Origin of the sequence: Corynebacterium sp. HMSC055G02 (assembly GCF_001809065.1) — a bacterium.
Lineage (GTDB): Bacteria > Actinomycetota > Actinomycetes > Mycobacteriales > Mycobacteriaceae > Corynebacterium > Corynebacterium jeikeium_D.
This window is the reverse complement of record NZ_KV795648.1, coordinates 44,418-62,492: the sequence shown is the minus strand read 5'-3', so window position 1 is coordinate 62,492 and position 18,075 is coordinate 44,418. Positions and strand designations below refer to the sequence as shown.

General features: G+C 59.0%; 17 protein-coding genes and 1 tRNA gene. 10 read left to right on the top strand and 8 right to left on the bottom strand.

All coding sequences use genetic code 11. The annotated features are described in order from the left end of the window. Nucleotides 1-144 precede the first annotated feature (144 nt). A tRNA-Thr gene (locus HMPREF2547_RS04790) sits at nucleotides 145-220 on the bottom strand. A gap of 359 nt (nucleotides 221-579) precedes the next feature. Here HMPREF2547_RS04790 and HMPREF2547_RS04785 point away from each other — a divergent pair. From HMPREF2547_RS04785 to HMPREF2547_RS04775, 3 genes are all read left to right on the top strand, one after another. Next, nucleotides 580-2,208: a threonine/serine exporter ThrE gene (locus HMPREF2547_RS04785; RefSeq protein WP_016421439.1), complete on the top strand. Its 1,629-nt coding sequence runs from the start codon at nucleotides 580-582 to the stop codon at nucleotides 2,206-2,208. Nucleotides 2,209-2,485: 277 nt separating this feature from the next. Beyond that, on the top strand, nucleotides 2,486-2,863 hold the full coding sequence (locus HMPREF2547_RS10860) for a hypothetical protein (protein WP_016421440.1): 378 nt from the start codon (nucleotides 2,486-2,488) through the stop codon (nucleotides 2,861-2,863). Nucleotides 2,864-2,877: 14 nt separating this feature from the next. Beyond that, nucleotides 2,878-3,354 carry an META domain-containing protein gene (locus HMPREF2547_RS04775; protein WP_016421441.1) on the top strand — a complete coding sequence of 159 codons (477 nt, stop codon included), beginning with the start codon at nucleotides 2,878-2,880 and terminating at the stop codon, nucleotides 3,352-3,354. Here HMPREF2547_RS04775 and HMPREF2547_RS04770 read toward each other — a convergent pair. Both HMPREF2547_RS04770 and HMPREF2547_RS04765 read right to left on the bottom strand, forming a co-directional pair. Further along, the gene (locus tag HMPREF2547_RS04770) at nucleotides 3,336-3,959 is read right to left on the bottom strand and encodes a flavin reductase family protein (RefSeq protein WP_016421442.1); all 624 of its coding nucleotides are present in this window, start codon (nucleotides 3,957-3,959) and stop codon (nucleotides 3,336-3,338) included. The two genes, HMPREF2547_RS04775 and HMPREF2547_RS04770, sit on opposite strands and share 19 nt — an antisense overlap. 103 nt (nucleotides 3,960-4,062) lie before the next feature. Continuing rightward, nucleotides 4,063-5,169, bottom strand: a complete 1,107-nt coding sequence (locus tag HMPREF2547_RS04765) for a LacI family DNA-binding transcriptional regulator (protein ID WP_070604895.1) — start codon at nucleotides 5,167-5,169, stop codon at nucleotides 4,063-4,065. Nucleotides 5,170-5,486: 317 nt separating this feature from the next. Here HMPREF2547_RS04765 and HMPREF2547_RS04760 point away from each other — a divergent pair, with 317 nt between their 5' ends. The 3 genes from HMPREF2547_RS04760 to HMPREF2547_RS04750 are packed head-to-tail and all read left to right on the top strand — an operon-like array spanning nucleotide 5,487 to nucleotide 8,052. Beyond that, entirely contained in the window at nucleotides 5,487-6,497 is a 1,011-nt protein-coding gene (locus tag HMPREF2547_RS04760) for a metal ABC transporter solute-binding protein, Zn/Mn family (RefSeq protein ID WP_070604892.1), read from the top strand. 2 nt (nucleotides 6,498-6,499) lie between these two features. After that, the gene (locus HMPREF2547_RS04755) at nucleotides 6,500-7,180 is read left to right on the top strand and encodes a metal ABC transporter ATP-binding protein (protein WP_016421445.1); all 681 of its coding nucleotides are present in this window, start codon (nucleotides 6,500-6,502) and stop codon (nucleotides 7,178-7,180) included. Beyond that, nucleotides 7,180-8,052: a metal ABC transporter permease gene (locus HMPREF2547_RS04750; protein WP_016421446.1), complete on the top strand. Its 873-nt coding sequence runs from the start codon at nucleotides 7,180-7,182 to the stop codon at nucleotides 8,050-8,052. Before HMPREF2547_RS04755 ends, HMPREF2547_RS04750 begins: the two co-directional genes overlap by 1 nt. 554 nt (nucleotides 8,053-8,606) lie before the next feature. On the opposite strand, the gene rlmB is transcribed toward HMPREF2547_RS04750, so the two are convergent. The 3 genes from rlmB to HMPREF2547_RS04735 all read right to left on the bottom strand — a co-directional run bounded on the left by rlmB (nucleotide 8,607) and on the right by HMPREF2547_RS04735 (nucleotide 11,727). Then, nucleotides 8,607-9,551 carry a 23S rRNA (guanosine(2251)-2'-O)-methyltransferase RlmB gene (gene rlmB, locus HMPREF2547_RS04745; RefSeq protein WP_016421447.1) on the bottom strand — a complete coding sequence of 315 codons (945 nt, stop codon included), beginning with the start codon at nucleotides 9,549-9,551 and terminating at the stop codon, nucleotides 8,607-8,609. A gap of 57 nt (nucleotides 9,552-9,608) precedes the next feature. Continuing rightward, a complete protein-coding gene (cysS, locus tag HMPREF2547_RS04740) occupies nucleotides 9,609-11,012 on the bottom strand; it encodes a cysteine--tRNA ligase (protein ID WP_042388940.1) in 1,404 nt (467 codons plus the stop codon). A gap of 139 nt (nucleotides 11,013-11,151) precedes the next feature. Beyond that, nucleotides 11,152-11,727 (bottom strand): CarD family transcriptional regulator, encoded by a 576-nt coding sequence (locus HMPREF2547_RS04735; RefSeq protein WP_016421449.1) that lies wholly within the window; start codon nucleotides 11,725-11,727, stop codon nucleotides 11,152-11,154. A 154-nt stretch (nucleotides 11,728-11,881) separates the two neighbouring features. Between HMPREF2547_RS04735 and HMPREF2547_RS04730 the strand changes: the two genes are divergently transcribed. Both HMPREF2547_RS04730 and radA read left to right on the top strand, forming a co-directional pair. After that, nucleotides 11,882-12,568 carry a hypothetical protein gene (locus tag HMPREF2547_RS04730; protein WP_016421450.1) on the top strand — a complete coding sequence of 229 codons (687 nt, stop codon included), beginning with the start codon at nucleotides 11,882-11,884 and terminating at the stop codon, nucleotides 12,566-12,568. Between the two features lie 290 nt (nucleotides 12,569-12,858). Continuing rightward, entirely contained in the window at nucleotides 12,859-14,418 is a 1,560-nt protein-coding gene (gene radA, locus HMPREF2547_RS04725) for a DNA repair protein RadA (protein ID WP_049180934.1), read from the top strand. Here radA and HMPREF2547_RS04720 read toward each other — a convergent pair. Then, nucleotides 14,415-15,125, bottom strand: a complete 711-nt coding sequence (locus HMPREF2547_RS04720) for a hypothetical protein (RefSeq protein ID WP_038626593.1) — start codon at nucleotides 15,123-15,125, stop codon at nucleotides 14,415-14,417. The genes radA and HMPREF2547_RS04720 overlap by 4 nt on opposite strands. 4 nt (nucleotides 15,126-15,129) lie before the next feature. After that, nucleotides 15,130-15,762 (bottom strand): carbonic anhydrase, encoded by a 633-nt coding sequence (locus HMPREF2547_RS04715; RefSeq protein ID WP_038626595.1) that lies wholly within the window; start codon nucleotides 15,760-15,762, stop codon nucleotides 15,130-15,132. Nucleotides 15,763-15,791: 29 nt separating this feature from the next. Between HMPREF2547_RS04715 and HMPREF2547_RS04710 the strand changes: the two genes are divergently transcribed. Together HMPREF2547_RS04710 and HMPREF2547_RS04705 are read left to right on the top strand one after the other, a co-directional pair. After that, nucleotides 15,792-16,724, top strand: coding sequence for an HhH-GPD family protein (locus tag HMPREF2547_RS04710; protein ID WP_049194046.1), 933 nt, complete (start codon nucleotides 15,792-15,794; stop codon nucleotides 16,722-16,724). A 62-nt stretch (nucleotides 16,725-16,786) separates the two neighbouring features. Further along, nucleotides 16,787-18,049: a lipase family protein gene (locus HMPREF2547_RS04705; protein ID WP_224786627.1), complete on the top strand. Its 1,263-nt coding sequence runs from the start codon at nucleotides 16,787-16,789 to the stop codon at nucleotides 18,047-18,049. Nucleotides 18,050-18,075 lie beyond the last annotated feature (26 nt).

Here is an 18,075-nt window from a genome sequence, read left to right as displayed (position 1 = left end):
CCCGGAAAAGACACACTTTTCTTTACTTAACCCCTCTTGGCGCGGGGGTTTTTGCATTGGAGCGACGAAAAAGGACCCAAAAAGGACGCGAGCACCCTTTAAACCAAAGAACCCCAGGCCGGAAAACTTCCTGACCTGGAGTTTTGGAGCCGGAAACGGGACTCGAACCCGTAACCTACTGATTACAAATCAGTTGCGCTACCAATTGCGCCATCCCGGCAACTTTAAAGCGACCTTTTGGCGTTAGCCGTCGCTGGCTCGAAAGAATCAGAGTCAACCTGAGAATCGAACTCAGCTGTGCCGCTGACAGGCGATTGTACAGGTTGGCAAGCAGAAGTTAAAAACGACACCACAGGAAAACTGCAACCGCACTTCTTGAACACTTTTCCACACGCTAAAAGCCCCGCTCAGATAGGCAAATTCACCGCCTCAAAAACGAATTAAGATTCTCGGTCACTGACGGGGTAGTGTGACTATCGCTAAATCACTGGGGCTATGTTTCTGCAACGTCTCCGCATCGCGTCTTTGCAGCATCACTGCAATGCACCCCAGGCAGTATCGGGGAAAGGAAGTGTCGACATGTCATTCGCTGGTGACAGCAATTCCAACGCCGGAGAAAACTCCGCTGCGAAGAATGATCTCTACGACGCTGAAGCCACTGTCTCTTACGACGACACTCCGCAGACCCAGTTTCCTGCAATCGAAGGTCAGTCCACCTTCAAGCAGCGCGTGATTGATTTCGTTTCCGGCCCAACGGCAACTGTCGACCTAGTGCACTCGACTACTACCCCGCTGCCGCTGGCACCGATCGATTATTCCGACCCGAGTCAGGTCACGGCCGTACTCGATCTCGCTGCTCGCATCGGCGGGCTATTGCTGGCATGTGGCTCGGGCAACCGCGATACCGAGCTACAAATTAAGGCCGTGACCTCAGCCTATGGCCTCACCCAAATCCAAGTCGATATCACGTTGACCTCCGTGACGGTCTACCACCTCATCGGCGCGCGCCGTACCCCTATTACCGCGATGCGCGTTGTCACCGCACCAGTGCCCGACTTCGAGCGCTTGCGTCACACCGACCGTGTCATCCGCCGAATTCGCGCGGGCCACCTGAGCTTGGAGGAGGCTATTGAGGCTATCGACAAGGTCGAGCGTGAGCCCGCAAAATACCGCCTCCGCGTCATCTACACTGGCTGGGCATTGCTGGCTTCATCTGTGACAGTGCTGCTCGGCTCGAGTTTCGAGGTCGCCCTTATCGCGGCTGCGGTCACACTGGCCATCGTCATCGTGATTGGTGAACTCGCTGCCCGCGAGTTGCCCACATTCTTTCAGAATGCAGTCGGCGGTCTCATTGCCACGCTCTCCGCTGCTGTGCTCAATGCGGCGCAGGCGTATCTCCCCTTTGAGATGCAGCCATCCAGGCTGATTGCCTCGGGAATTATCGTGATGCTCGCCGGCCTAACCCTCGTGCAAGCACTGCAAGACGGCATCACCGGCGCACCTGTGACTGGCTCCGCGCGCTTCTTCGACACCATGTTGTTGACCGGCGGAATCGTCGCTGGCATCGCAATGGGCATCGAGTTTTCCGGAATGCTGGGCATTCCGCTTCCCGACGTCATCGCGGGTTCTGACCTCAACCTGGCACAGGCGACAGTGAGGGTGATAGCGGGAACTACCGCCTCAATCGCATTTGCGTTGGCCTCGAATGCTGGGTTCACCGCGTTGTCAGTGTCCGGAACGGTCGCTCTGCTGGGGTCGATGACCTACTACTACGTGTTGACTCCACTGGGAGTTCATCCGGTGACCAGCGCAGGCGCGGCAGCAACGCTGATTGGTCTCATCGGTGGCCTGCTGGCACGACGTTGGTCCATCCCGCCGCTGATTACGGCAGTGGCAGGCGTAACCCCGCTGCTTCCGGGTATGACGATCTACCGCGGTATGCACGCACTGCTGCACGACCACCCGACCAAGGGGTTTACGGCGCTAGCCTCAGCGCTAGGCATTGCGACGGCACTAGCTGCGGGTATTGTCCTCGGTGAATGGATGGCGCGCAGGCTCCGTCGCCCTCGCGCACTGCGCGAAGACAGTGGCCTGACCCGTCCAATCCGGGCCGGTATGCGTCGCATCCGTCCTGTGAATCCGCGGAACAAGCCTCGCCGTCCACGCAACTACCGCTTCAAGGGCGGTATGAACCCGCGTGTGGACTAGCCATTCCGCGGGGCAGCCACTGCTCAATCCGCGGGACAGCCGCTGCGTGGACTAGCCGTATCCATGGGAGCATTATCCACACCGCGCGACCTATCAACAACGTGGTAGAATAAGGTTTTTGAATTGTAAGTAGCGCTTAAAGCTGAAACTGCGTCATCACAATCCCATTCCTTCTTCACTGAACTCGGTTGAGCTCAGTGCCGGGAGCATGTGGCGAGATGGCTGGCAGAAGTAGGTGTATGGGGCGCAATTAAGGCCATGCTTGCCAGGAGGATTCGTGCCACCGAAGGTCACAGACACTCGCACTGCTCAGAACGAGGCTCTTCACAAGGTCGAAGAAAAGACCGCTGCTGGCGCACGGCGAATTGTTGCTACCTTCGCCGAGGATTTCTACGATGCCGTCACTCTGATGTGCATGCTCGGAGTGGAGAAGGAAGGCCTGAGCTTCAAGAAGGTTCACGAGGAATACGAGAAGGAAAACGCTCCGAAGACCGCAAAGCGCACACGCAAGTCCACTAAGAAGACTGCGAAGAAGTCGACCAAGAAGGCCGCAAAGAAGACCACTCGTAAGACGGCGAAGAAGGCTGCCAAGAAGGCCGCTAAGAAGACGACGAAGAAGGCTGCTAAGAAGACCACCAAGAAGGCAGCTAACTAACGGGGTCACGCAGCATGGGTCGGAGCGGGAAAAAAGCGGTTGCCGCAGTAGCTGTCGTTGCGGCAGTGTCCATGACGGCTACCGCATGCCAGGCAAAGCCGGCAGCGGAGATCGTCGGCAAGCAATGGCAGATAACCGCGATCTTTGATGACCCAAACCTGCCCCACGGTGTGCCGGACGGAACTCAGGCGCCGACTATTACGTTGGGGCAGACAACATATACCTTCGCTGATTCCTGTGGCAACGGCTCTGGTTCGCTGCAGTGGAAGGGCGAGGCGGTCGAATTCGGTACCCCGGAGCAGACTCGCAGTTTGGACTGCTCAGACCAGGCGCAGACCTATTCGGAGCGTTTCCACAAGATTGTGGCGGGCGAATTCGTCTACACGCAGGACAACAATGGTCTGCGCATGCGAGAGATGAAAGACCCCAAGCCAGGCGAGGATCGCCGTGGCTGGACTGCGACAACTTCGGGTTACACCGAGGGGCGCTGACGCCACTTCTGATCGACAGGCGCATCGGTGCCGGGGTGAGAAACCCGTGCGTAAGAACCGCGGTGGTAAATGAGCGGATTGATTTCTTCACGCTTGCCGATAGCCACAATATCCGCCGTCACAATCCAGTGATCGCCGCCTTCGTAAACATCGACGACGGTGCAATCAATCCACACGGAGCAGCCGTGCAATAAAGGGTTGCCCAGCTCAGAGCGGGTCCACTTCCCCGTCTTGAACTTTTCGCCATTACTGCGGCCGAAGGCTGCCGAGATATCCTCCTGATCCTCGGCCAACACATTGACGGAGAAGCGTCCAGCGTTCCGTATATGCGGCCAGGACCGCGAGGTCTTCATGACAGTAAACAGAACCATCGGTGGAGTGAGACTCAGCGAGGAAAAAGACTGGCAGGCGAAACCGTACGCTTCGCCTTCATCCTCGGTGGCGATAATGGTCACGCCAGTGGTGAACTCACTCATCGCGCCACGGATAGACATTTCATCCAATTCGACGGGGCCGCCAAGTTCGACATGGTCGTCGCGGGTAGCTTCCGGACTATTGAGAGCCGCAGCTGATCGGTCGGTGCTCGAATTTGTTGAATCTGTCATGTAATAGACCTTAATCTGAATCCGAACACAGTAAAGACGAGGTGGGGTTTACCACCCCAAGAGCCCCCGATAGCGCCACGATGTTGTTACCCTCGTCGGCCCGCTACCCGGCTGACGGTGCCGACGGCGCTGCGGTTGTCGATCCAACGACAAACTCAGTCTCCAACAAGACGCGAGGAGCGCGACCGCTGTCCTCGCGTGCGGCCTCAAGCTCCTCGGCCAGCGCGCGGCCGACGGCAATGCCCTTCTGCCTATTCGGCTGAATTACAGTGGTCAGCTTGTGGAAGAGGGCGCGCTCGATTCCGTCAAAGCCTGTGATGGACAGGTCCTCCGGAACACGAATTCCGTTCTCCTTGGCATATTCCAAGACCGCAATTGCCTGAGTATCCGTGGTACAGACCACCGCCGTGAGATCCGGGTTGTCGGTCAGCAGCTGGCGAGCCGCATCGCGGTTATTCTCGCGGTCATTGAGGTGGCGCTCGATGATAGGCACATCTGCCTGCTGAATACCGCCCTCAGCAAGCGCTTCCAGCGCACCTTCGACACGATTCTTCTGCACCTGGTGATGAGCTTCTGCCAGCCGCTTCTCCGTGACATATCCCGAGTTCGGGGTACGCGACAAGCGCACCGAAAGGATTCCCACCTTGCGATGCCCCAACTCAGTCAGGTGTCGCACCGCGGGCTTGATGGCCTCACGGTCGTCGATGCCCACAAACGGTAGAGCCGTCGCATCTGCAGGCTGGTCGCACACGACCGTCGGCAAGCCGCGAGCGCGCACCGCAGCGAGGAACGGATCGTTGTCCGCGACGGAGTAGACCACGAAGCCGTCGACCACCGCCTGCCGAATCAGATTGAGATCTACGTCCCCGCCCTCCTCGGAGGAAGCTGGGATGACCAACATGGAGTCGCCCATTTCGCCGAGCTCTTCTGCAAGGCCGGCGAGAAAATCCACCGACGCAGGGTCTTCAAAAGCGAATGGGAGGTGCTCGGTGAACAGCACGCCGATGGCGCCAACCCGGCGCATGCGCAGACCCCGAGCCATTGGGTCCGGCCCCGGATAGCCAAGCCGCTCCGCAGTTTCCAGGATGTGCTCGCGCAACTTCTCTGAGAGCTGGTCAGGGCGGTTGTAAGCATTGGACACAGTCGTGCGCGAGACCCCAAGTTCTGCTGCGATGGAAGCCAAGGTGCCACGACGACGCCGACTTTGCACGGAATACCGACCCTTCTTGAAAAACCAACAGCGACTGCCCGCTCAGATATCTTCGTCCAGCTACCTCAGGTAGAAAACCTCGATTTTATGGAAAAGAACTACAACGAGCATCACACGCATCTAATCGCGGACAACTTTACCCAACGAATGTGCGCGACTGTCATTTCGGCCACTCCGGCAGAGGCCCGCCTTGTGACTGGGTCTCCGCAGCCCCTACTATGTTCTTTGAACTAAAAGACAACTGTTTTCAATAGCGGTTAATGCTCAGGAGCTGAATAAAAGGAATAATTCAGCCCGCAACAGGATTGGATACATACATGAAGGCACGCTTTTCCACGCGCATCGCGGCGCTAGTCGCCAGCGCCGGCCTCGTCGCAGGTCTCGGCGCATGCTCCAGCAATGATGACAGCGCTACGTCCGCGGGCAAGTCCGAAGACACCATTAAGGTGGTCACCTCCACCAAGGTCTGGGCAGACGTCGCCGACGCAGTCACCGACGACGAGAAGGTCTCCATCGACCCGATTATCGCGTCCAACGACATCGACCCTCACTCCTACGAACCGGCCGCAGCCGACATGGCAAAGGTAGAGGACGCCGATATTCTCGTCGCAGGTGGCGGGCATTACGACGCATGGCTGACCTCCTCTCTGCGTGACGCAAAGGACAAGGTCATCATCTCTGCGCTGCCGCAGGAAGAAGGCCACGACCACGATCATGACCATGATCACGAGGGCCACGACGACCATGATCACGAGGGCCACGAGCACGACCATGAAGGCCACGAGCATGATGGCGAAGGTCACGACGACCACGAAGGCCACGAGCACCACCACCATGACGGCGAAGCCAACGAACACGTCTGGTACGACACCGATGCGGTTGAAGAAACTGCAGAGCAGCTCGCCGAAGCTCTGACCAAGCTGGGCGCCAAGGCCGACACCAAGGCCGTCGATAAGGAAATCAAGGACATCGAAGAGGCCAAGAGCAAGCTCAAGGCCGCTAAGGTTGCTCAGGTTCACCCGCTGGCCGATGACATCCTGAAGGACACGAAGGTCGAGGACATCACCCCGAAGGGCTACCGTCAGTCCACACTGAATGAGTCCGAGCCGTCGGCAAGCGATGTCAATGAAATGCTGAAGCTGATTGAGTCCGGCGAGTTGGACTACCTCATCGACGCACCGCAGACCCACGACCAGGTCTCGCAGCGACTCGTCGAGGCTGCCAAGGCAAAGGGCGTTAAAATCGTCGATGTTTTTGAGTCGCCGAGCGCTGACCAGTCGTTCTTTGACCTCTACAAGAAAACCCTTTCCGATATGGAGTCCGCATAACTTTGCCCTCACTGACTTTTACTGACGCAGCCGTCGAGCCGCTGTGGTCCGGTCTCAATTTGAATATCGAGCCCGGCGAGTTCTTGGCCATCCTGGGCCCCAATGGCGTCGGCAAATCCACGCTGCTGACCGCTGCCCTTGGCATGCGCCAGCTGACTCACGGTTCAGTAAAAGTCGACGGGAACCTCGGCTACATTCCACAGCAGCGGATGTTCGAGCCCTCACTGCCCATTCGGGTTCGCGACCTCGTCGAGTTGGCGGCCGGCAAGAACCGCTCCGCCACCGACGAAATGCTGGACTTTGTCGGCGCGGGCGGTATTGCAGGCCGTCGCGTCGGCACGCTCTCTGGCGGTCAGCAGCAGCTTGTCCGTCAGGCGCAGGCGCTCGTTTCGGCACCAGATTTTTTGCTTTGCGACGAGCCTCTGCTCTCCCTCGACCCTGCGGCGCAACGGACCACGGTCGAGCGCCTGGACCGGCATCGGAGGGAAAACGACACGGCAGTCGTCTTTGTCACCCACGACATCAACCCCATCCTGGGCGTCTGTGACCGGGTGCTCTACCTGACGCCGCACGGACATGCGGTCGGGTCAGTCGAGGAAATTATCACTTCAGAGACGCTCTCGGAGCTCTACCAAACCAACATTGCGGTTGCCCGTGTCGAGGGAAAGCTGGTTATCGTCTAATGACCCTACTGACTCAGTATTTCTCCGACACCGCTGCTCTGCTCCAAGTCGGGTTCGTCCACAATGCTCTCATCGCGGCAGCTCTACTCGGGCTAATCTCCGGCATCATTTCGCCCCTGATCGTCATGCGACAGATGAGTTTCACGGTCCACGGCACCAGCGAGCTGGCACTTATGGGTGCATCCGCGGCCCTACTACTTGGTGTCAGTGTCAGCAGCGGTGCCATTATCGGTTCGGTGCTCATCGCAATAGTCCTGGCGGCACTGTCGCTTCGAGGGCGCCAAGATGCGGTCGTGGGCGTGGTCTTGAGCTTCGGCATGGGCTTATCGGTGCTGTTTATCCACCTCTACCCCGGCCGGACAAGTACCGCGTTTTCACTTCTCACCGGCCAAATCATTGGTCTGACTGACACTTCTCTATGGACGATGGCCATCGTCGCGGTCATCGTCGTCGGCGGCGTTACCTGGAAATGGCGCCCGCTGCTATTCGCCTCCGCCGACCCCATCATGGCCGCCGCCTGTGGTGTCAACGTGAAGGCGCTATCGATTTACTTCGCGATTCTCACCGGTCTCGTCGCCGCCCAGGGCGTACAGATTGTCGGCTCTCTGCTCGTCATCGCCCTCATCATCACCCCTGGTGCTGCGGCCGCATTCGTCACCGCCTCTCCTGTAAAGGCCATCATCCTGTCGACCATCTTCGCCGAGGTCGCGGCCGTCGGCGGCATTGTTCTCTCACTCGCACCGGGCATCCCGGTCAGCGTTCTAGTGACGACAATCGCATTTGTCATCTACCTGATCTGCTACGCCATCGGAACGGTGCAATCGCGCAAGGCAACGCGTGACGACGTCCAGGCTGCCAAGTGGAGCAAATAGACACATACGCTTTTCGGAGTGGCTTTTAAAACAACAAAAACATCGGGCAGCCCCTCGAGTGACGATTGCGGAGAAGGTGCGCACCTTCCCTCTCGCCACCGAGGGGCTGCCCGTATTTTTGCTGGATTCTCTAAAAGCAGACTCCAATACCCCCAGCTCTTTTTAAGACTGCGAGACTGCCGAAATGGGTTGCCCCGGCAGACAGAAAAACTAACGCTGAGGATGTCGTGGTCTGACATCTCAGTGACCCAAAGCTAGCTGTACAAGCCACCGCTAGGTCCGTGCGCTTCCCTAAACTACGGCCAATTACGCCCCCATTTCTAGGAGCATGATATGCCCGCCCTCCCCTTCAGGAAACTACGGATAATTTTCTGTTGGAAGTGATAATAACGCCGTCATTTCTGCAGCGCACGCCGGAAATAGAATTATCTTTAAAGCGCTGAACTACTGGGGGTAGCCATAAGTACCGGCCGCCATTTAGAACGCAAAATACCCCACGTAAACGCCATTACTATAACGAATTGATAATGGCGCCTACGGGGGTATCAAATGCGCTACTGACTGCTCTTAGCCCGGCGCTGGCGGGCAAACTCACTCAGAGTCACGCCGGCAGCAACGGAAGCGTTGAGCGACTCAACCCAACCGGTCATCGGAATGGACATGATGGTGTCACAGGTATCGCGCACCAGGCGCGAAAGTCCCTTGCCCTCAGAGCCGACGACCATAACCACCGGGGTGGTGCCGTCGTAAGTGTCCAGAGTGTGATCGCCACCGGCATCCAGTCCAACGACCTGGTAACCAGCCTTCTGGAACTGCTTGAGCGAGCGCACCATGTTGGTCGCCCGCGCAACCGGCAGACGCGCAGCAGTACCAGCAGAGGTACGCCAGGCGACGCCCGTAATGGCAGCCGAGCGACGCTCCGGAATCACCACACCGTGACCACCAAAGGCCGCCACCGAGCGAATGACCGCACCCAGGTTACGCGGATCAGTGATGTTATCCAGGCAGACGATAAGGCCCGGCTCACCGGTCTGGGCCACAGAATCAATCAGATCTTCGACAGATGCGTACTTGTACGGCGGAATCTGCAGGCCGATACCCTGGTGCATGGTGTTGCCGGTCATGGTGTCCAACTCGTGGCGGGGTACCTCGCGAATCGGGATACCACGGGAGTTAGCAATACGCACTGACTCCTGCAGGCGCTCGTCATTGTCGGTACCCAGCGCCACAATCAGCGCGGCCGCTGGCACCTTTGCATGCAGGCACTCCACGACCGGGTTACGGCCAACTACCAGCTCGGTGCCATCCCCCTTGCGCTCATGACGCCCCGAGTCACGGCGGCGCTTCTCTTTCGCCCGCTTATGAGCTGCGTGATAAACGCGGTCCTCTGCTTTCGGGGTCGGCCCCTTGCCACGCAAGCCACGCTTTTGGCCACCGGAGCCGCCAACGTTCTTCTTGCTTGCCTTGCGCACTGCACCACGACGACCGTTGCCTGCCATAGCTACCTGCTTCCTGTTGTTAATAGTTTTCTTTAGCCTAAAGCCAGCTTTTCAGCCCTAGTCAGCGACAGACCATGCTGGACCATCCGCGGTATCAGTTACCTCGATACCCGCTTCCTTCAGACGGTCGCGCACAGCATCAGCCGTAGCCCAGTCCTTCTCTGCACGAGCCCGGGTGCGTTCCTCCAACTGGTGCTCAACCAGCACACCGAGCGCATGCATTGCCGCATCGGAACCGGAATCGGAGGTTGCCCACTGCTCATTCAGCGGATCGAACCCAAGGACTGCGGCCATAGCGCGGACAGCACCGGCAATCTCCTTGGCCTTGGTCTCGTCGCCGTCGGCAAGCGCCTGATTGCCTCCACGAACAGCGTTGTGGATTTCTGCGAGCGCGCGCGGGACAGCGAGGTCGTCGTCGAGCGCTGCTTCGAACGCCGGCGTCCACTCACCGATTTCGATATCGCCGAGCTTATCGACGGCACGGTGCATAAACGCCTCGATACGACGGTAGCCCGCTGCCGCTTCCTGCAGAGCCTCCTCGGAGTACTCCAGCACGGAGCGGTAGTGCGCACTACCGAGGTAGTAACGCAGCTCAACCGGACGAACCATGGTCAGGATATGCGGCACGGACAACACGTTACCGAGCGACTTCGACATTTTTTCGCCGGCCATTGTGACCCAGTGGTTGTGCATCCAGTAGCGAGCAAAGCCGTCGCCGGCTGCGTGCGACTGCGCAATCTCGTTTTCATGATGCGGGAACTGCAGGTCGAGGCCGCCACAGTGGATGTCGAACTCCGAGCCCAAGTAGTAGGTGGCCATGGCGGAGCACTCCAGGTGCCAGCCCGGCCGGCCATTGCCCCACGGCGTCGGCCACGAGGGCTCGCCCGGCTTGGCAGCCTTCCACAGTGCGAAATCGTGCGCACCGCGCTTGCCCGGAGTATTGGTCTCGCCCTGCTCCATCTCGTCGACGCGGTTGCCGGACAGGCTGCCGTAGTCGCTGCCTTCAGCCTTGGACCAGGCATCCACGTCGAAATAGACGCTGCCATCGACAGCGTAGGCGAAGCCGTTATCCATCAGACGCTGCATATACTCCACCATCTGAGTGACATGCCCGGTAGCGCGCGGCTCAACGCTCGGCGGGAGAACACCGAGCTGGTTGTAAGCCCAGGTAAATTCGCGCTCAAAGCGAGAGACCCACTCCCACCAAGGACGGCCGTGCTCGGCGGCCTTGTTCAAAATCTTGTCATCGATATCGGTGACGTTGCGCACAAAGGCGACGTCATACCCCTTGGCGATCAGCCAACGGCGCAAGATATCAAAGGCCACGCCGGAGCGAACATGGCCAATGTGCGGCTGAGCCTGCGGGGTCGCACCGCACAGGTAAATGGAGGCATGCCCCTCGCGGAGAGGCTCAAAATCCTTCAGTTGGCGGGTTGCGGTATCGAAGATTTGAAAAGTCACAGCCCCGAGCATAGCGGGGAAATAGATACGGGTGAAAAAGAGAAAACGGCTAGCGCACACGGGCAATGTATGTGCGCTAGCCGTTAACCGGAAAAGTGCAGAAAATCCCTACTGGAAGGAACCGAGGAAGGGAAACGACTTATGCGTCTGCGTCCAGGTCCACCGGCTTATCGTCGGCCTCGTCCTTCTTCTCACCGGCGGTACCTTCCTGTGCCAGCGCGCGGTGACGCTCGATAGTGGCATCGACGCGGGCAAAAACTTCCTCGACCTTGGCCTCATCAACGCCGTCGGCAAGCGCGAGCTCACCGACGAGAACCTGGCGAGCCTTGCTCAACATACGCTTTTCGCCGGCGGACAGACCGCGATCCTGATCGCGGCGCCACAGGTCACGAACTACCTCAGCGACCTTGTTAATGTCGCCCGAACCCAGGCGCTCCTGGTTGGCCTTGTAGCGACGGGACCAGTTGCCGGCCTCTTCTACGTCGGTCTCACGCAGAACGGAGAAGACCTTCAGCAGCCCCTCTTCACCGACAACATCGCGGACACCGACCAGCTCGGCATTCTTGGCGGGCACCTGGATATTCAGATCACTCTGCAGAATCTGCAGTACGAGGTACTGAACGGTCTCACCGTTAAGCTCTCGTTCAATGATGTTTTCGATTTTCGCAGCTCCGTGGTGCGGATAAACTACGGTATCCCCAATGCTGAATTCCATGTAATGCACACGCCCTTTCCAACGGCCTTCCACCCTATCATGTCCCCCCATGATTTTACGGGTAGTATGAGAACATCTTAGGAAGACACTAAGGTGTTCTTTAAATACTGAAAATCCTATCGCCCATCCTCAAGCTACTGGAGGAAATCTAGTCATGGCCTTCAAGTCCGTACTTCGCCGCAGCGCCCTCATCACCGTCTCCGCAGCATCCGCAGTTGCACTTGCTGCTTGTGGCGCCGGTCAGATTTCGCAGACCGCAAATCAGCACCCGGCTGTAGACGGTGCGATGAACGGCGGCGAAGATGCTGCCGGCAAGGGTGCTGAGAACACCAACTCGGCTCTTGGCTTCGTCAACATCCGCGACGCTCATATCCTGGTTGACCCGGAGGCTGGTACCGCTGGTCTGAAGTTCTCCGCCAGCAACCAGCAGCGCGCTACCGAGTCGGTCTACAAGCTGAAGTCCGTCACCGTTGAAGGTATCGGCGAGGTTGAGCTGAAGAAGGTCGCTGAGACACCTTCCTTCGCTAAGGCTGCAAAGGGCGAGGACTCCCTGCCGCGTGAGTGCCAGATTGTTGCCGGCCCGAAGTCCGTCATCGATCCGCTGGCTAAGACCGCCAAGGACAACACCGGCTGCATCGCGTACTACACCAATGAGCTGGACCCGAGCACCCTGGTTGGCGACAAGAGCAGCGCTGCTGGCCAGAACCGCGAGGCCACCTTCGAGTTCACTGACCCGCAGGGCCAGACCAACACCTACGACCTGGACATCACCATCTCTGCTGACATTCTGGAAGCTGGCGCACCGAACCGCGGTGCTGACGGCATGATTGAATCCAAGTAATCGCAGCACAGTGGTGTTCCTGCGCTGTTCGCGCGCAGCGCACTTTTAGGCGCTGGTACAGCGCAGTCCTGTCCCGCAAATAACGCGAGGAGCTTCATCGAGCGGGCATGGGCGATTGGTCGCTTGATACGGGCCACGGCGGTACAGTCAGTCCTTGACACATGTCATTGACTCTGCCCTGGCCCGTTCTCGCGTATCTGGGGCAATTTTTTAGCGACATTTCCCGCACATCCCGCACCAAACGTTGTCGGGTCTGTCGCCCCCTCGTTTGAAGCAAAGGCGGTTGCACCGTGGCCAAGACCAAAGACGAAGCCTACGAATGCTCGGCATGCGGTTGGCAGGTGTCGAAATGGGTTGGTCAATGTCCCAACTGCAAAGAGTGGGGCACACTGGAGAAGGTCACTATCCGCTCCAGCAGAGGGAAGTCCGGCTCCACCCTTGAGGACAAAATCGCCACCCGGGCAGCCAAGCAACGTCGCCGGAGTGCTGCCACAACGGAGCCCGGCACGCGAGGTGACCGTCGTAAAGCATCTTCCACTTCCGTCGCGGCTGAGAGCCAGCGTTTAGCACAGCGCGCGCTTGACGACGATGCGGAGGAACGTTTCCTCGCCGAGACATCCGCAACAGATCGAATCCCCACTTCTTCTTCTGAGCTGACGGCCATTACCGGGATTTCCGCCAAAGCTGCGCACGCGGTGCGCACGGGCATCGGTGAGCTGGATCGGGTGCTCGGTTCGGGTATTGTGCCGGGTTCGTTGGTGCTCTTGGCCGGCGAGCCGGGGGTTGGTAAGTCGACGTTGCTGCTTGAAGTGGCCTATCGCTGCGCGGACGGCGATTTGGGGCCGACACTTTACGTCACAGGTGAGGAGTCGGTCGGTCAGGTGCGACTGCGTGCCGAGCGCACTGGCGCGCTGTCGGACTCGCTGTACCTGTCGGCGGTGTCGAATATCGAGGACGTCATCGATCTGACGCTAGAGCTCTCCCCCGGTCTGCTCATTGTGGACTCCGTGCAGACGATGCGTGCCGACGTCGAAGGTGCTCGCGGTGGCGTTGCTCAGGCCCGCGCCGTAACCTCTGCCCTGGCGGCGTTGGCAAAGGAGACCGGGACTGCGATTTTCTTGGTAGGGCACGTGACCAAGGACGGCAATGTGGCCGGCCCGCGCACGATGGAACACCTCGTTGATGTGGTACTCAACTTCGAAGGCGATAGACACTCGGGGCTACGCTTCTTGCGGGGTCTGAAAAACCGCTTCGGCAGCACCGATGAGGTGGGCTGCTTCGAGCAGACCGCGGGCGGTATTGCGGAAGTTGAGGATCCCTCGGGGCTGTTTTTGCATCACCGAACACCGACCTCGGGAACTGCAATTACCGTGGCCATGGATGGCCGCAGACCGCTGCTGGCGGAGGTGCAGGGCCTGGTAATCAACACCGAGGCACATAATCCACGACGCAATGTCTCTGGTCTCGACCCGAGGCGCGTGCCGATGGTCGCGGCCGTGCTGACTGAACACGGTAACTTCAAGCAGTTGGCCCGCATGGAGATGTACGTGTCCACCGTCGGCGGAATGACGCTGTCGGAGCCGGCCGCGGACCTGGCGATTGCGCTGGCACTGGCCTCATCCATGACTAAGCGGACCTTCCAGGACAAAACCATTGCACTCGGCGAACTGGGGTTGGCCGGCGAAGTGCGGCGAGTGACCGATTTGGAGTGGCGCCTTAAGGAAGCTCATCGAATGGGCTTCGACACGGCAATTGTGCCCAGAGGCGCAAAAGGCCCGGCAGGGATGCAGCTGCTGGAAGCAGCCACCGTTGCCGAGGCCATTGAGCTTGGGTTAGGAGCTAAGCGCTAGCGCATGTTGAACGTGTAGGCGTCAGAGTTGTTGTCACCAATCACGCCGTAGAAGATGTACGACCCGGAGGGAACTGGGACCCGGTCTTCTTCGGAGCACTTGTTCGGCGCCGAGGTCAGACGCGACCAGGTGGCGGCATAGTTGACTTCCTCGCCCGGTGCCAATACCAGTTCACCGTGGCCTTCGGAGTCATTGCAATCCACATCCGACCAGACTCGCTCATACGTTGCCAGGTCGTACACCTCGAAGCGCAACTGCTGCTCATCAAGGTTCACGCGGCATTCACCGCCGGTGGGATTGTGGACGGTAATCGCCAGAGTCGGCTGCTCATCGCCGTAGTTCGGCTGATCCGAGGTGGCCGTCACCTGCAGATCTGCAAGGGTACAGTCCTTTTTGCTCGCAAGCGCCGCCTGAGCGTCATCCTTCGCGGAGTCTTCGCCTTCCTTGTCGCCCTTCTTGGCGTCCTTGTCAGACTTGTCGTTCTCCGAGTCCTTGTCAGACTTAGGCGCGTAAGGTTCCTTGGGCTGTTCCGGAGGAGTCACCTCTTTCCCGTCATCCCTGGTGACATTCACCGGTTCAGAATCCTCGCTGTCCCGGTTTACCAGTGCGGAAATACCCCAGCCCAGGAGAACGAGGATGATAACGAGCAACACCGCCGCGGCGATACGCCGACGCCGGTAGATTTCTGGAGGCAGCTTATTGGTCACACATTTAGGTTAGCGGGTTCTCGCTGACTCCATGGGTAACGACGGTCTCAGCGCGTCCGTCCTCCAAGCGGTACCGCATACCGACAACGCCTACCTCGCCGGTCTCCAGTCGCGACGAAATCTCCGGAGAGCGATCAATAATGTGATTAACAATCTCGCGCACGTGGCGACGCTCAAATTCGTCGATTTCAGTCTCGCCATCCTTGCGAGCCGCCAGCAGCGACGGGGTGACCTTTTCAATCAGCACACGCTGGAAACCACCCGGCAGTTCGCCACCATCCAGTGCATTCTTCGCCGCAGCCACAGCGCCGCAGGACTCGTGACCGAGAACAATCACCAGCGGAACTCCAAGACCATCAACTGCGAATTCCAGCGAAGCCAGCACCGACAGGTCAGTAATCTCACCGGCAGTACGGATTACAAATACATCGCCCAAGCCCTGATCGAAAATAATCTCCACCGGAGCGCGGGAATCCGAGCAAGCCAGCACAACGGCCTTCGGCTTCTGCCCCTGCGTCAGCTGCTTACGACGAACCAAGTCCTGGCGAGGATGCGCAGTCTTGCTCTCGCAGAAGCGGAGGTTTCCGCGCACCATCGATTGCCATACACTCTCAGGAGTCCTCTCAGAATTGCTCATAGCTATATTGTGCAACGACTCTGCTGTTTATGGGAAAGCGAGAATGTAGATTGACCTCTGCAATTAACCAATCCGACGACTTCGACGAACACGTCGATGCCGCCTTACGTGATTGGTATCGCACCAACATGCGGCCACTTCCCTGGCGCGAAGAAGGCACTTCACCATGGGCTGTGCTCGTCAGCGAAGTGATGAGTCAACAGACTCCCGTCGCCCGCGTCATCCCCTCCTGGCGCGCCTGGCTGGAAAAATGGCCCACCCCAGCCGATTTGGCAGTCGCGCCCAAGGATGAAGTCCTACGTATGTGGGGAAAACTCGGCTACCCCCGACGTGCACTCCGGCTGCGTGAATGCGCAGAAAAGATCGTCGAAAAGCACGACGGCGAAGTACCAAGCGACGTGAACACACTGTTAGCCCTTCCGGGGGTAGGAGACTACACCGCTCGGGCAGTAGCGGCGTTTGCCTTTGGCGTGCGTACGCCGGTGGTGGACATCAACGTGCGCCGCGTACTCCGGCGACACCGTCAGGGCACGTACCTACCCGGCATCGCCAAACGCGCCGACATGACGCTCGTCGAAGAGTTCCTACCACTCGACCCCACGACTGCGGCCGAGACTTCCGTCGCACTCATGGAACTCGGCGCTACCGTCTGTCGAACGACACCCGAGTGCGAGGTCTGCCCCATCGCCACCAGTTGCGCATGGATTGCCGCCGGTCGCCCCGAACCCGAAGACCACGAAATCGCCGCTGCTAAACGGCGTGTGCAGAAGTTCGAAGGCACCGACCGTCAAGTCCGGGGCTTGCTTCTCGACGTGCTCCGCGCCGCCGACTCCCCCGTCGAACAGGCCGCTCTGGATGCGGTCTGGGATGATGCGCATCAGCGTTCCCGCGCACTGTTTTCCCTGCTTGACGACGGACTTGCGGAGCAAACCTCCGATGGCCGCTTCCAGTTGCCCCGTTAAAGCCGAGGCAATGCTCCGGTAAAGACCAGATTCGAACAAGTGCGTTGCCTAGAATTAGACACATGAATGCCACGCCCCATCGACCTCAGCGCCAGCGCTGTCTCTTTGGGGCTAGTAAGCGCAGAATTGCGCTGAGCACAGTGCTTGGAGTTGCTCTTCTGGGCTCTAGCGTGGGAACGCTCGGTGGTTGCTCGGCGGTGGATGGTCTAGGAGCGACTGGCTTCGGTTCTTCGGATTCTGACTCTTCTACGGTGAAGCGATTGCCTCCGGGGCAGGTAATTACGAAGACGCCATTTCCGGTCAATACGCCCGCACGCGCACAGCGGGTCGTGTTTTCCTCCACAGGTGCACGCGACCACCGCCAGACAGCCGTGTCCGGCACGATTTTGCAGCCCTACGCCCGATGGTCAGAGAAATCCCCGCGCCCACTGGCAGTAATTGCACCTGGAACTCTCGGCATGGCTGATAACTGTGCCAGTTCGGTCGCCCTGCGTTACGAAGCGCCTCCGACGCCTCCGGCACCTCAGCTGCTGGCACAGGGATGGAATGTTGCCATTGTGGATTACCAGGGGCTCGGCACGCCTGGGGTACATCCGTATCTCAACCGTGAGATTGCCGGGAATAACACGCTCGATATGGCGCGAGCGGCTATTGAGACTTTACAACTACCTGCAGATACTCCCATTGCGCTGTTCGGCTACTCACAGGGCGGAGGCGCCACCGCTGCAGCCGCCGAGCTAGCCGATGCGTACGCCTCGGAGCTGAACATCCGCGCTGTTTACGCCGGGGCTATTCCGGCCGATCTCACCGACACTGCACTGCATATTCGCGGCTCGGCGCTGGCGGGGCTCGTCGGTTACTTCATGAACGGCTTGATTGCAGAGTACCCAGAGACAAAAGAACCGATCGAGCGCATGCTGAGCCCGCTGGGGCAGGATTTCCTGAAGCTCACGGCCGATGAATGCATTGGCGCCACTGTCGAACGTTGGCCCCGCAATGACACCAAGGCATTCACGGCCAACGACTTAGGAATAGCGGAAAATCTGCGCTCGCCGGAGCTCTCCCCCGTCGTTCGGCGCCACGTGGAAGAACAAGCTCTGGGGACAAAGACTCCCAGTATGCCCGTATTCGTTACCCATAACGCATTGGATGATGTGCTACCCGTGACGTCGGCACGCGAACTTGTGCAGAAATGGCAAAAGGCCGGCTCCGACATCACCTACGTGGAGGTCGATACTGACCTCGGTGATGGGACGCACGGCCTTGCCTACGTGCTCACCCACGAAGAGATGCTTGCGTGGGTGAATCAGAAAATGGGGTACTAGCGGCGACAACCGCCGCTTTCCTCCAT